Raw genomic sequence first — 13,736 nt, forward strand, 5'->3', positions numbered from 1 at the left:
GTGATCGAGTTCTACCCGCAGATAAAGTGGGTGCATGTTGCAGCAGTCATAGTCAGTGGGCTTCTATTTCTGCTGCGCAGCATCTTGATGCACACAGGACGCCAACGCATCGCGCTGGCTGGGCCGCTGCGCTACCTGAGCTGGACGATCGACACGGTGCTGCTCACTGCCGCATTTATGTTGTTGTCGATACTGCCCGGTGCCTTCTTTGCAAATGGCTGGTTGGTGGTCAAGCTCATTCTGGTCGTCGTTTATATCTGCCTGGCGACCCTCGCACTTCGCTCGCCATCCGTGGTTCGGAGAAGGTGGGCATTTGTGGCCGCGTTCGCGGTGTTCCTGTACATCATCAGCATCGCGCGCGCCCACCACCCGCTAGGCGTGTTCATGCCCTGGTTGCTTTGAGCCATGCAGCCAACAGCAAGTAGCCCCGCAATGCGGGGCTACTTGCGTGGCTTATCCCGCGCCCATCACCCCTCCCCCATGCCAGGCGCAGGCGCAGGTGGTCGCACGGTCAAACGGATGCGGCACTGGCGCGTCTTCGGGGCCAGACAAATACACGCGAAATCGTGGGGCGCGTTGCGCTGTTGCTCAAGCCGGGAGCATCGATCGACGCACATTACCCGCAAAAGCAGCCCCACCCTGTGGCCACGCCGCTGGGCGAGGCGCTACAGAGCAAGAATCCCGATTGCGCGCGCGCTGCTAGCCGCTGGCGCCAAGCCTGACGCGCTGATGTATCCGGAATCCTTTGCCAAGTTCGACCCTAGCGTGAAGGGCAAGACCGTGCGCCAGCAAGCCAGGCAGGGCCTGCAGGAATATCCGAACCTCTACAGCAAGGCTGTCGTCGATCAGGTCAAATGATCCAGCCGCCCGGTCGGAGCGCAAAGCGGCCCGCCACCCGGCGGGCCGTTTGCTTGTTGCGACATAACAGCATTATGGAGCCCCATGCACCTGGGCCAGAGCCGGCCCCGGTCCAGCGCTTCGCTCAGGCGGTGCGGGCGAGATGGAGCTGGAGCGCCCGGCTGCGTGCCATGGCCCCGCGCAGCTTGTACAGCCACAGGCCGCCATGCACCAGCAGCAGGGCCGCGCCCATGCCCATGGCCAGCAGGCGCACCAAGGCTGCCAGTGCGTTGGCCGTGGTACGCTGTGGATCCACCTCCAGCACCTGATCGCCCGCGGCGTTGCGGCCGCTGCTCACGACAAGGCCCTGCAGGTCGAGTTGTTTGAGGCTCACGGGCTCTGCCAGCATCTTGTAGTTCGCCCACTGCACCTGCCAGTCCGCACTCTGCTCGCCTTCTGCGGCGTCGCTCCCTGCCTCGGCGAGGTCTTCCGCGTTCGCGGTAACGGGCGGGGGAAAGCCCGCGCCGTGCGTAATGAGGAGCAAGCCGCCCCGTTGGCTGGCCCTGGCAGCCGCCAACGGCTTGGCGTAGAACTCACGCAGACGCGGGGTGGCCAGGTCGTTCAGATCGGTGAGCAAGCCACTAACGGTGATCTGGTTGGCCAGCGCCGCATCATCGTAGTCCCGCTTCAGGCTACCGTCCTTGGCCTTGGCAAGCAGGACGTCCCAGCCGCTGTCCTTGTCGCCATCACCGAGCATGAGCTTGCTGCCCAGCGTAGTGCGCAGGCTCTCGCAAGCGCTCTGCGCGCTGGAGTTCTTGCACTCCTGGTCGATGCCCAGCACCAGTTCGCTCAGGTGATGGATCACCTGCACCGAGACCCGACCGGCAAGCGGGTTATAAGCGTCCCCTTCGCGCGCCATCTGCACCTGCATCGCAAGATCCAGCATCGGATCGCTGCGCGCTTGCAGCAGTTTGCCGCTGGCAAGCCGCTGCAGCGCTTCGCCAGGCACCACGTCGGCAAGCTGCGGCCCTTTGCCTCCCCAGCGCACGGTGTCGCAGTCGATCGGCGGTGGCGCGTCGCCCTCCGCCGCACCGATCTGGCAGCGTACATTGGCGCGTATCCGGACCAAGCTGCCCAAGGCCGGCGGATGAGCGAGGGCGTCGTTCAGGCTGTTGATATCCCGGGAGCCAACGGGCTGCAGCGCGGACCGGCCGTGCGCCAGATCGGCCGCGGGCTCGTCGGTAAACAGCCAGGCTGCGCCGAGCAGCAGGGCGCCAGCGAGCGCCAGGCTGCAATGTCGGCCCCAGTAGACGGAAGGGAAGCGCCGCCCTTCGGCGTCGATGGCAAGCTGCGTGCCAAATCGCACCACCGAGTAGTCCTCGACACGCATCTCCAGTGTCACCTTGCTATCCGGCGGCAGCTTGGCCCATGGTGCCCAATGGGCCGGTATCTGCAGCGGGAACTTGTCGCCGAGAAAGAGCTGCTGGGTCACCAGATTGCTGTTGCCGGGGTTCTGCAGGGCGAGCAGGGTCAGCCTGCCTTCGACGCGGTTCACCTTCTGCGGCACGGCTGGCTTGCGCGGCCCCCAGACCAGCCACAGCACGAGGGCAAACAGCAGCAGGGCCGGCACCAGCCAGAGCCACGGCGTGTCGCTGTGGCCAGCAATCAGCAGCAGGATACTGGCTGGCAGCAGGGCCAGCAGCGGCAACCCACCCCAGCCCGGCGTGGCGCGAGCGGCCGCTTCGGCGGGGGTTTCCTCGCGTTGGCCGAGGATGCGCACGCGTTCGATGTCTTCGGGGTCGTGGCTGTCGACCGCTGCCGGAGCCGCATCGACGGCGGGGTTCTGGCCGCCAGCGACCTCGCCGGGCGCCCCGCTCTGCCATTGGTGCGCCTGCACCTCCCGGGCCTTGGCCCGCTCGCGCCCGCCCGCAAGGTCGAAGTGCTTGTTGAGACGAATGACGATGGCGAATTTCGGCGTCAGCACCACTTCGGCTTGATTGTCTGCGGTCAGGAAATCCCGTGCGTCATAAGGCAGCACCACATCCACGCCGCCCAGCGTGTCGTGCATCGTGTCGCCGCCGTTGCTGACGTGCAAACCGTGGCGGACGAATTCGCCATCCAGACGGAAGACCTCATCACCGAGCAGGACGATGGCCTTGCCACGCTTGAACGGATCGAAGAGGAAGGGCCCCACGTCGGCGCGTTCGCTTGCCGTGAGGGTACGGATCGGTGTTGCCGAGTGCTTGAGCGTGTTTAGTTGCCCCTTGTTATCGACGCGTCGCACCGAGTAGGCAATCAGGCTGTAGAGCGAATACAGGGAGACACCGATAACCAGGAGTAGCTGCAGGGTAGCCATGAAGCGATTTTGGTATGAGAAGCAAAACGCCGAATTCTATACGACAACAAAAAAGCCCGGATCGTCCGGGCTCTTGTTAGGCGTGCGCTGACCGCAGATACGTGCTCAACGGCGGGTATTGGCGGCAAGCTGGCGGCGCTCGCTGCGCGTGTTCTTTTGCGCATATTTGCGCTTGGAGGCGGAAGCATACTTGCCATTCCTGGCATTGCGGCTGGCCACCTGCTTGCGCGAGGACTTGGCGGCGACCTTCCTGCCGTACTTGCTCGAGACTGCCTGCTTTTGCGGCGCAGAGGTGCGCACGACCTGTACGGCGTACGCCGGCTCATCGAACGGCAGCGGGGCATCGTCGGCGAATGCAGCAGGGGCGAAGGCCAGAGCCAGTACGCATAGCAGGACTTTCTTCATGACCCTCTTCTCCTTGGCAGGACAGACGGCAGTCTAACCGCCAAACTCCATTGCCACAAAGATTAAATTCGCAAGCGCCAGCCCGAATCCAGCGCCAAGTAAGCCATTGTCATGCAATGGCAATCTGTTACTCAGCACATTAGATCGCGCCAGCGAGCTTTGCTGCAACCACGTTCAGCGCAGCCGGGCGGTTCGCACAAAGCGTCAGCCTGCCGGCAGCGGCTGGTACCAAATCCAGATCATATGGCAGACGGCCGGCCACCAGCCAGCCCTGCTGCCAGGGCAAGGCCGCCAGCAGCGCCTGCTGCGCCGGATGCAACACCGCGTTGTAGCTGACCACCACTACCTGGTCGGCCTGTCGGGCGCGCGCCACAGCGTTGGCGATCTCGCCCTCATCAGGCGCCAAGGGCAAGGCGATTTCGTCGACCTGGATGCCACGCTGCGCCAGCGGCCCGGCGAGACTGTCGCGCTGCTGCGCGGCACGCCCCAGCGCCACCTCGTCGATCTCGGTCCGAGCCCGCACTTCCAGCGTGATCAGGAGCACCGGTAGCGTGGCCTCGAGCGCACGAAAGTCGCCGACCAGCGTCAGCGCCTGGCGATGCACGCGTTGCGACAACGCCAGCGCCTCGGGCCGGCACAGCAGCCCTACCGGATCGGCCGGCAGATCGCGCCAACGATCCATCTGCCGTGCCACCTTCAATGCCAGCACGCGCCCGCATGAGGCTGCCAGCCGGGCTGGATCGATCTCGCCGGCCGCAACGCGCGCCAGCAGCAGCTCCGCCGCGCCCACCTGCCGCGCCTCGGTGTGCGACACCAGCATCACATCGGTCCCTGCGGCAAAGGCACGCACGGCGCCTTCGACGGTGCCGACGCCGCGGGCGATCGCGTCCATTTCCAGGCAATCGGTGAAGGTGACACCGGTAAAGCCCAGCTCATCACGCAGCAGCCCGGTCAATACCGCGTGCGACAGCGTGGCGGGCGTATCGGCATCGGGCTCGACCGCCGGGAAGGCCACGTGTGAGGACATCACCGCATCTATGCCGGCGGCGATGGCCGCACGAAACGGCGCCAGCTCGACCGCGGCTAGCCGGGCCTTGTCATGGCCGACCCGTGGCACGCCCAGGTGCGAATCGGTATCGGTGTCGCCATGCCCCGGGAAATGCTTGGCGGTGGCAGCGACGCCAGCGACCTGGATGCCGCGCATCGCGGCAAGGCCGTATTCGTTGACCGTCTCCACGGTTTCGCCGAAGGCGCGCACGCCGATCACCGGGTTGGCACGGTTGTTGTTCACGTCCAGCACCGGCGCGAAGTTGATATTGATACCCAGCGCGGCAAGCTCCGCGGCACCGACGCGCGACAGCGCCTCGCAATCGATGCTGGAGCCGGCCGCCTGGTAGGCGAGCGCGGATGGCAAGGGCGTGAGCCCTTCCTCGATGCGCGCCACCATGCCGCCTTCCTGGTCGATGCCGATCATGAGCGGAATCCCGCTGACCTCGGCATTGATCTCCTGCAGCCGGCGGCACAGCGCGGCCACCTGGCGCGGATTGTCGACATTGCGGCGGAACAGGATTACACCGCCGACATGGTAGTCGCGGATCAGCCGCTCGATATGGGCATTGGGCGTGAGGCCATCGAAGCCCACCATCAGGCATTGGCCGACCTGCTGGGCAAGGGTAAGGGGTGCATTCATGGCACGACTCCAAATCGGAACAGCTGGCTGATCATGCACCAGGCTTCTGACTCATGAAGCCCACTCCGTGCCACGAACGAGCGCCGCGAGGCCCTTCGCAGCTGCGACAACCGGATTTGCCGGGAGCGCAGAGCGCGCGGGGGGAGTGGGATCGAACAAGAGAGCGCCGCTGCGTCACTCACCCAGACCTGTGAGCACCCGGCTTTGCCGGGGGCCTGGTGCAGGTTGATCCACACGCCCGTGTTCAGCGCAAGACAGGCGCTCAGGCCGCCAGGCGGCGCAGCACTTCGTCGCGGCCGATCAGCGCCAGCACGGTATCCACCGACGGCGTGTTGGTGATGCCGCAGACCTTGGCACGCAGCGGCATGCCGACCTGCGGCATCTTCACGCCCTGCTGCTTGACGAAATCCTTGATGAAGGCAGACAGCGTGGCAGCATCCCACTGCGGCAGTACGGCGGCGCCTTCGGCGAACAGCTTGAGGCGCTCCTCGTCCTCGGGCTGCAGGTGCTTCTCGACCACTTCGGCGGTCGGGTTGAGCGGGCGATAGAAATACTCGGCCTGGTCGGCCATCTCTACCAGCGTCTGGCTGCGATCCTTCAGTAGCGCGCAAACGTCAGCCAGTTTTGGGCCATCGGCCGTCGCCACGCCCTTGTCGGCGAGGAACGCTTCTACGCGCTCGGCGAGCCGGGCCGGATCGGCCACCTTGATGTGCTGGGCGTTCAGCCACAAGAGCTTGTCGCGATCGAACCGGCTGGGGCTGGGCGACACATCCTTGAGATCGAACCACTCGACGAACTGCTCCAGCGTGAAGAACTCGTCGTCGCCGTGGCCCCAACCGAGGCGCGCCAGGTAGTTGAGCAGCGCTTCGGGCAGATAGCCCTGGGTGTCGTAGTCGACCACGCTGACCGCGTCACGGCGCTTGCTCATCTTCTGGCCCTGATCGTTGTGGATCATTGGCAGGTGGGCAAACACTGGCACCTCGGCGCCCAGCGCCTGATACATGTGGATCTGCCGCGGCGTGTTGTTCACGTGGTCGTCACCGCGGATCACGTGGCTGATCTGCATGTCGACATCGTCGACCACCACGCAGAAGTTGTAGGTCGGCGTGCCGTCCGGCCTGGCAATGATCAGGTCGTCGAGCTCGACGTTGCCGATCTCGATGCGGCCCTTCACCGCGTCGTCCCACGCCACCACGCCATCGACGGGCGTGCGAAAGCGCACCACCGGCTGCACGCCGGCCGGCGCCGCCGGCAGTGTCTTGCCCTCTTCCGGGCGCCAGCGGCGATCGTAGCGCGGCTTCTCGCCACGTGCCTCGGCCTCGGCGCGCATCGCCTCGAGCTCCTCGCGCGAGCAATAGCAGTAATAGGCATGGCCGCTGGCCAGCATCTGCCCGATCACTGCCTTGTACCGGTCCATGCGCTGCATCTGGTAGAACGGGCCTTCGTCGTAGCCCAGGCCTACCCAGTGCATGCCGTCGAGGATGGCCGCCACCGATTCGGGCGTGCTGCGTTCCAGATCGGTATCCTCGATCCGCAGTACAAAGACGCCGCCGTGCTTGCGGGCATGGGCCCAGGAGAACAGCGCGGTGCGAACGCCACCGATATGCAGAAGGCCGGTGGGGCTGGGCGCGAAGCGGGTACGAACGGGACGGGAACTCATGGGCGGCAATCCGGCAAAAGCAAAAGCCGCCATTGTAGCGGCGGCTTGGCTTGGTGGGCAGTGCGGCTTTGCTTGGCGCCTGTTCAGAGCGCCTAGAGCGTAGCCTGCACCAGGGGCGGCCTGGCGGGAACCACGCGGTTGTTGATCCTGAGCGGCAGATTATCCGGATTGTGGATTTCCACATCGGCCGCCAGCGCCGGCACATCGGGTTTGTATGGCTCTTCGAAGCGCGCCAGGATGTCGTAGTAGGTGCGCAGCGTCTCGACGAAGGCAACCGGTTCGCCGCCGCGGGCGTAACCGAAGCGCAGCGTCGAGAAATACTTGGGATCACGCAGCAGCGGCAGCACCGTTTTCAGGTCTGCCCAGCTATCCGGGTTCTTGTTCAGCCGCCGCGCCAGGATGCGCGCATCCGACAAATGCCCGATGCCGACGTTATAGGCAGCCAGCGCGAGCCAGGTGCGATCCGGCTCGGCGATCTGGTCCGGCATCGCATCGATCATCATCTTCATATAGCGCGCGCCGCCCTGGATGCTCTGGTACGGATCGAGCCGGTTCACCCCCAGGCGGTTGGCAGTGTCGGTGGTCAGCATCATCAGGCCGCGCACGCCGTAGGCGGACACCGCGGCCGGATTCCAGTGCGACTCCTGGTAGGACAACGCCGCGATCAGCCGCCAATCGATGCCGGTCTTGTCCTCGGCCTCGTGGAACCAGTCGCGGTAGTGCTGCAGCACGGTATCGCGCTTGCCAAGGAAAGCGAGCGCATCGATCGAATCGACGCGGTTCAGGTGGCCGTAATAGCGATCGATCAGGCGCGCCAGCGTCTTGTCGCCCTCAATGCTGGCGAAAAACGCATGCACGCGGCCCACCAGTTGCGCATCATCCCTGGGCATGGCCCAAGCCAGCGTCTGCTGTGCGGTAAACGGCCGGGCGATCGCCACGCCGGGGAAATAATTCTGCGCCACGGCGGCCAGGTGGGAGTCGACCACCACGTAATCGTATGCGCCCGACGCCACGCCTTCGATCAGGCCCTCGGCGTCGGCGTCGTCGACCATGCGCCACTTGAAATCGGGCTGCGTGATCTTGTAGGCGTTCAACGGGCGTAGGTATTGCGGCAGCGTCTTGACCATGGCCGTGCCGGCATGAAGTTGCGCCAGCGCCTGCCGCTGTGCCTGCCGTGCCGGGTAGACCAGCACGGGCTCCACCTTCTGGTAATCGGGGCCGAATACCAAGCCCTCGCGCTCGCGCTCGCGGTGAACGCCGACCGCCAGATGGGCCTCGTGCCGGGCCAGCCGTTCAAGCAACGTTCGGTAATCGCTCTCCATCACGAAGCGCAGCTTGAGCCCTTGCGCCTCGGCGAAGCGGGTCACCAGATCGTATTCCAGGCCAGCGTATTGGCCGTCGGCATCGACATAGAGCGTGGTCGGGCTGTTCTGAACCAGCACCACCAACTCCTTCGATTCGGACCACGGCAGGACCCGATTGGACGTCTTGGCAGGCATATCCGAACAACCCACCAAGGCAGTGGCGCACAAGGCCATCAACCAGTGTTTCATGCGACTCCGGCTATGGGGCGGCGTACTACCGACGATCGATTCGCCCCGGATCAAGACGCAGGCATTCTGCCCAAAAAAGCGCGACGAACAAAGCAAGTCTTTAGTCTTTGCATTTTTGTAGAACATCGCTTATAGTGCCGCTCTCTTTGCCGGAGAGGTGGCAGAGTGGTTGAATGTACCTGACTCGAAATCAGGCGTAGGTGCAAGCCTACCGAGGGTTCGAATCCCTCCCTCTCCGCCAGTAACAAAAAAGAAAAAGCCCTGATTTTTCAGGGCTTTTTCTTTTTTTCCGCGTTACCCCACATTTTTACCCCACACAAAGGGTTTCCCACGCCATCCGTGGCGAAGCCTGTTCAGACCGACGGTTCCGATACCTTGGTGCGTTTAGCCCCTGGCGCCGGGGCACAGGACATCTGCTCTGCTGGAAAATCCCGCAAAAACGTCCGTGCGTGCTCCGGCTCGCGGCAGTCAAGCCAAACGTCGTAGTCGGATTCGGGCACGATCACCCGCGTTCGCTTTTCGTCGCCCGGCTTGGGGCAGTCTCATTTCCCGTTTGTCGCCGGCACCGCCCTGGCCGACGAGATCCATCCCAAGTACTGCGTCCAGTTGCGCGATGCCAAGACCAACATCGAGCAGCAACAGCGCCAGCGATCGACGCAAGCACTGCGTACCAGTCCCGCTACGTCAGCGATCCGCTCTACAGCTATAAGTGCAAGTGGTGAACTGCGCAGCGTGCTCGAAGTGCGCTGCGCCTGATCAAAATAAAGCCCCCGAGTTCGGGGGCTTTTTAATTTGCGGCGAGATGCTATAACGCGAAAGGCTTGCATGCCGCTGTCATCAACATGGACGCGCGGAAAAGGGCCGGAAAACTCCAGAAAAAACAGAGAATTAGCGAAGTTTTGGCGCCCGTATTATTGATAATGCACTGCTCCGAGCGCCAGTTTATTAACTGTTAAGCGGACTAAGTTCGCCAGTCTTATATGCATCCGCGTCCCGCACACAAGACTCGAATTCAATTGGGCGTATGAGAAATCACACCGTTAAGAGGGAATCGTTATGGCAGCATATACACAGGTGATTGTTACCTCTAAGCAAGGTGACACACTTCTAGACAACGGAACCGGTCAGGGGGGCATGGGCACGTTTGCGTGCGGTAAATTCCCCGCAGGTATTCGGCCCATCAAGGGGCAGACTTACAACATTCAAGCTCTCGCCGATGGCGACCAGTTTCCCATGGATTGGGATGCTCCCTGCACCTTCTCTGGAGAAACGTCTGAGTTCAAAACCTAACTGTGTGCGCCACGCGATCCCTTTGCGATCAGCACAAGTACGTGAGCGATCAGCTCTACAGCTACAAGTGGTGAACCGCGCAGCAGCGCTCGAGGTGTACTCCGCACCCGGTCAACACAAAGCCCCCGCCGGGGGCTTTTTTTTGGATAACATCCAGATGGAATATGCTAGATTCTCCACCCAAAACATTCTCGACAGCCTCACCCCCAAACCCAACTAGCAGATGGAGTAGGGGCTTCGAACTGGACTATCGAATTTCCTTCACTCGCCAGAACAATACCTCCCAATATGAAACTTCTTGCATACAGAAAAACAATTCTTCTAGCAATTCTCTTGGTTGCATTTCTAGCATTCACCCCTTTTGCCATCTACGAAAATCTCCCTAAAGATTCCAAATACGAGGTTCAGGACTGGTTTACTAGGCTTACTGCCAAGAATTTCCATCTACCTCCAGACGACTTTCGCCCCCAAGATCAAGACGAGATTATCAACGAATACAAACGCCGTGGATTCGAAATGAAATGCTATGGTGGACTACGGCCAGAAGAAATAACCGTCCCAGGCGAAGACTTTCAATGCTGGTTTATTATCAAATCGGCGTTCAACAACATTCCCGCCAAAATGGTCAGGCTTAACTTTGGAAAGAAAACACTCTCGAGTGTAAACATTACCTTTCCTGACTCATCTTTCGAAGAACTCGAAAAGTACCTAGAACGAAGAATGAAGCGATACCTGAAGAGGGAAGACGACATCAGCGTAGATATTTTTGGCAAGCCGATCGTTTCATGGGATGCCAAGCACGGCACGGTAACCACAAGTGCGGAACCAACGGAAAATCAAGATATCACTCTTTTTTGGTCACGATATAAAGCGCAGGCCGAAGAAACCAATTCGGGCCGATAAATCCAGCATCGAGGACCAACAGCACCAACGCTCAAGACAGCCCGAGCGATGACGATGATTTATAAAGGTTGTGGGCACCGCCGTGCCCCAGCCACTTCGTCCTCGGTATGCTCCTCCGTACGGGGTCGTTTTTGGTCGATCGCCAGCTGCCCCCACCGCCCAAGTGAGTGACGTGACCTCCACTACACTTACCGTGGCGCACTGCGCGGTGGTGTCTTTCGAGGCGCGCTGCGCACCAGGTCAAAACAAAGCTCCCGAACACGGGGGCTTTTAAGTTACTGCGGCTGCTCTAGTCCCAAGGGGCGGCATGCCGGTATCGACATGAAAAATCTTACAAAACTCACGTGATGCGTAAGGTGCGTCATGCCCGTATGATTGACATGCATATGCGGACAGATCCAGGAAAAACGCTATAAAAATCAGCGGGTTGGAGGCGTTTTTTGGTGTCCGCATTATTGGTAATGTACTGACGCAAGCGTCAGTCTATTAACTGTTAGGTGCTCATGAGAGCAATATGGAAATTCTAGAGAGAGACGGGGTAGAAACCCTTTATGTGCATGGAGCAACCGTCAGCGAACTTGTTGGCTTCCTGAACCCTCAAGTCCCTTGGGTATGGATATTGGGGCATATGCCAAATACTCGTTTCGAGTGGTGGGAAACTACGCAACCCATCAACAGAAGTGGCACTCCTATCACAGCCGAGTTCCGTCTTGTCTCGTATGACCTTTTGCTGCCAACATCTCGGTTTCTTGATCTCTCGCCTACGTTCGAAGGCCATGGCATCTCACTCATTCAGAGCAACAAGCGCATGGCCAATGCACTTGATATTGCTCGCCTCCCGGAAGATAAGCTGGTGAAAATACTTCGTAGCAATGGCGCCTTCCTTCGCATTGAGTTGCCCCATGCAGTAGAAACATCCCAAGTTCAATGCTTTGAAAAAGGCTATTTAGCCAGCGTTATCGCACCTAACAATTCGTTCAAGGGGACGCCTAACGGCGCCCCTTAACTCAAACGTTAAGCAACAATGAACTCGCATCGTAATTTCAACGAATTACTAAAAAAACTTGGTGCTGACGGTGTATCCCATTTAAATGGGAGCCTAGAATATCACTTGGAAGGCACAGCCGAACTGCTACGTAGCTGGGGCGCTTCAGATGCGATTTGTATAGCAGGTCTTTTCCATGCCGTTTATAGCACAGATGGATTTCCTCTAGAACTTATATCACTTGATCTCAGAGATAAAATTTCTGATTTAATCGGGGCCGAATCCGAAGAACTGGTGTATCTCTACTGCGCATGCGACCGAGATGTGTTCTATTCACAAATTGGTTACGACAAGCAAAACCTCTTGCCAAACAGATTTACTCAAGAAAAAGTATTAATTAAAAATCACCAACTATGTGCACTCTGCGAAATTACGTTTGCAAACGAACTACAAATCGCCGATGGAAATCCAGCGTTCATAAATCAATATGGAGAGGAATTGCGTTCATTATTTGAAAGAATGCATGGCTTAGTTAGCACAGGTGCATTTAAAAAATATAAAGAAGTGCTCTGTGCTGCCTAACCTTTCAGTCAACCTGACTGCCAAAAGCTGCGCTTTGGGCTCCCTCCGTTGCTGCGCACCTCCGGCAGCAGGTTACTTCCAATGTTAGGTGCACATGTCAGACAACACGATCAACTTGCAAGAAAAGCTGGCCAAGTTCTCAGAACATTGGTCACCTCGCGTTATTGCAGAAATGAACGACTACCAGTTCAAACTCGCCAAAATTCAAGGCGAGTTCGTTTGGCACTCCCACGCGGACACAGACGAGGTCTTTATCATCCTGGACGGTGAAATGACGCTTGAATTTAGAGACAAGTCCGTACCACTTGCTGCCGGGGAAATGTACGTTGTACCCAAGGGCGTGGAACATCGGCCAGTGGCACCCCGAGAATGCTGCATCATGCTTGTAGAGCCCCGTGGAGTGGTTAACACTGGTAACACAGGTGGTTCCTATACCGCCCAAAATGATGTGTGGCTGTAGCGCAAGCGCACCTAACAATTCATTCAAGCCGACACCGCTTTGCGGCGCGGCTTAGTTTAAACGTTAGGGTCTATCTACTCCCATTTTTCGCAGGGAAAAATATGCACTTTGCAGTTCATGCGCTTTTCATTTCTACTGCACTATTACTTGCTGCTTGCGGGCCGTCTACAGAAAAATCTCAAGAGGAAGCAGCGATTTCGTTTAAAGAACAATGCACAAGGCGTCTGGAAAACAAAAAAAACATGCCATCCGAAATCGCGCAAGAATTTTGTTCGTGCTTTTTCAAAGAGGCGAGTAAAAAGTACAGCCCTATTGAGCTTGATTCTCACATGGATGGCAGCGCCGACCGAGCATTCAAAGATAATTTGAACTCCGCGAACAACATATGCCTCTCACAAATAAACAGTCGTTCCTAACACTTCAATCAACCCGGACCAACTAAAGTCGGTCGGTTATTTCCAACTTCAGGCGATAAAAATGAGCATTGGTATTGAAGCACATGGCTTAATTCCAGTTTTATCCATTTTTTCTATTATCATGGTTATGCCCGTAAAATGGGCGGCGGCTTATGTTGATGCAGGACGTACAGATTTCGTCTCTAGTTTTGTTGCTGTGGTACTTAGCGCTATTGCTGCAGTAATTGTATATAAACTATTTGATGGTGGGGTTTTGGGGGTTCTTGTCGCCTTTGTAGTTATGAATGTTGTTCAGGCAACGACTCTGAAAATACCGGGATTCAAAATCCCTGGATATTTCATCATTGCTTTTTTTCTTCAGTTAGCCGTCGGGTTTGCCATGGCGACTTTGCCATTCAAACTTCAATTGTCCTCGTACATCATCAGTTAGGAAAACTGTGAAATATCTTGCACGCTTGGGCGGATGGCAATGTTTGCTGATAATTTATGCAATCGTCGCTGCAATTGGCAGCTTCATTGCAGCAAATGCAGTGCAGAGAGAGCAAGCCATCTATGTGTTGCATCCCGGACGATAATCTTAGCCCTCGTAGTTGGCGACT

13 protein-coding genes and 1 tRNA gene are annotated in these 13,736 nt (G+C 58.9%); 9 read left to right on the forward strand and 5 right to left on the reverse strand.

The window, feature by feature from the left end:
* Together NLI84_RS13450 and NLI84_RS13455 are read left to right on the forward strand one after the other, a co-directional pair.
* On the forward strand, positions 1-402 hold the full coding sequence (locus tag NLI84_RS13450; protein ID WP_255990995.1) for a SirB2 family protein: 402 nt from the start codon (positions 1-3) through the stop codon (positions 400-402).
* Positions 403-729: 327 nt separating this feature from the next.
* Complete coding sequence (locus tag NLI84_RS13455; protein WP_255990996.1) at positions 730-858, forward strand: hypothetical protein; 129 nt, start codon at positions 730-732, stop codon at positions 856-858.
* A gap of 124 nt (positions 859-982) precedes the next feature.
* Here the strand turns inward: NLI84_RS13455 and NLI84_RS13460 are convergent, their stop codons facing one another.
* From NLI84_RS13460 to mltF, 5 genes are all read right to left on the reverse strand, one after another.
* Positions 983-3,193, reverse strand: coding sequence for an IgaA/UmoB family intracellular growth attenuator (locus tag NLI84_RS13460; RefSeq protein ID WP_255990997.1), 2,211 nt, complete (start codon positions 3,191-3,193; stop codon positions 983-985).
* Between the two features lie 105 nt (positions 3,194-3,298).
* A complete protein-coding gene (locus NLI84_RS13465) occupies positions 3,299-3,598 on the reverse strand; it encodes a hypothetical protein (RefSeq protein WP_255990998.1) in 300 nt (99 codons plus the stop codon).
* Between the two features lie 139 nt (positions 3,599-3,737).
* The gene (gene nagZ, locus NLI84_RS13470) at positions 3,738-5,288 is read right to left on the reverse strand and encodes a beta-N-acetylhexosaminidase (protein ID WP_255990999.1); all 1,551 of its coding nucleotides are present in this window, start codon (positions 5,286-5,288) and stop codon (positions 3,738-3,740) included.
* A gap of 262 nt (positions 5,289-5,550) precedes the next feature.
* A complete protein-coding gene (gltX, locus tag NLI84_RS13475; RefSeq protein WP_255991000.1) occupies positions 5,551-6,948 on the reverse strand; it encodes a glutamate--tRNA ligase in 1,398 nt (465 codons plus the stop codon).
* Between the two features lie 92 nt (positions 6,949-7,040).
* Positions 7,041-8,501 carry a membrane-bound lytic murein transglycosylase MltF gene (gene mltF / locus NLI84_RS13480; RefSeq protein WP_255991001.1) on the reverse strand — a complete coding sequence of 487 codons (1,461 nt, stop codon included), beginning with the start codon at positions 8,499-8,501 and terminating at the stop codon, positions 7,041-7,043.
* Between the two features lie 151 nt (positions 8,502-8,652).
* Here mltF and NLI84_RS13485 point away from each other — a divergent pair.
* The 7 genes from NLI84_RS13485 to NLI84_RS13515 all read left to right on the forward strand — a co-directional run bounded on the left by NLI84_RS13485 (position 8,653) and on the right by NLI84_RS13515 (position 13,567).
* A tRNA-Ser gene (locus tag NLI84_RS13485) sits at positions 8,653-8,742 on the forward strand.
* A gap of 290 nt (positions 8,743-9,032) precedes the next feature.
* A complete protein-coding gene (locus NLI84_RS13490; RefSeq protein ID WP_255991002.1) occupies positions 9,033-9,257 on the forward strand; it encodes a hypothetical protein in 225 nt (74 codons plus the stop codon).
* Between the two features lie 822 nt (positions 9,258-10,079).
* The gene (locus NLI84_RS13495; protein ID WP_255991003.1) at positions 10,080-10,694 is read left to right on the forward strand and encodes a hypothetical protein; all 615 of its coding nucleotides are present in this window, start codon (positions 10,080-10,082) and stop codon (positions 10,692-10,694) included.
* A gap of 514 nt (positions 10,695-11,208) precedes the next feature.
* Complete coding sequence (locus NLI84_RS13500) at positions 11,209-11,700, forward strand: hypothetical protein (protein ID WP_255991004.1); 492 nt, start codon at positions 11,209-11,211, stop codon at positions 11,698-11,700.
* An 18-nt stretch (positions 11,701-11,718) separates the two neighbouring features.
* On the forward strand, positions 11,719-12,261 hold the full coding sequence (locus NLI84_RS13505) for a DUF6817 domain-containing protein (protein WP_255991005.1): 543 nt from the start codon (positions 11,719-11,721) through the stop codon (positions 12,259-12,261).
* A gap of 94 nt (positions 12,262-12,355) precedes the next feature.
* A complete protein-coding gene (locus NLI84_RS13510) occupies positions 12,356-12,721 on the forward strand; it encodes a cupin domain-containing protein (RefSeq protein WP_255991006.1) in 366 nt (121 codons plus the stop codon).
* Between the two features lie 477 nt (positions 12,722-13,198).
* Positions 13,199-13,567, forward strand: coding sequence for a hypothetical protein (locus NLI84_RS13515; protein WP_255991007.1), 369 nt, complete (start codon positions 13,199-13,201; stop codon positions 13,565-13,567).
* Positions 13,568-13,736 lie beyond the last annotated feature (169 nt).

It is taken from the genome of Chitinolyticbacter albus (assembly GCF_024437655.1).
In the GTDB taxonomy this organism is placed as follows: Bacteria; Pseudomonadota; Gammaproteobacteria; order Burkholderiales; family Chitinibacteraceae; genus Chitinolyticbacter; species Chitinolyticbacter albus.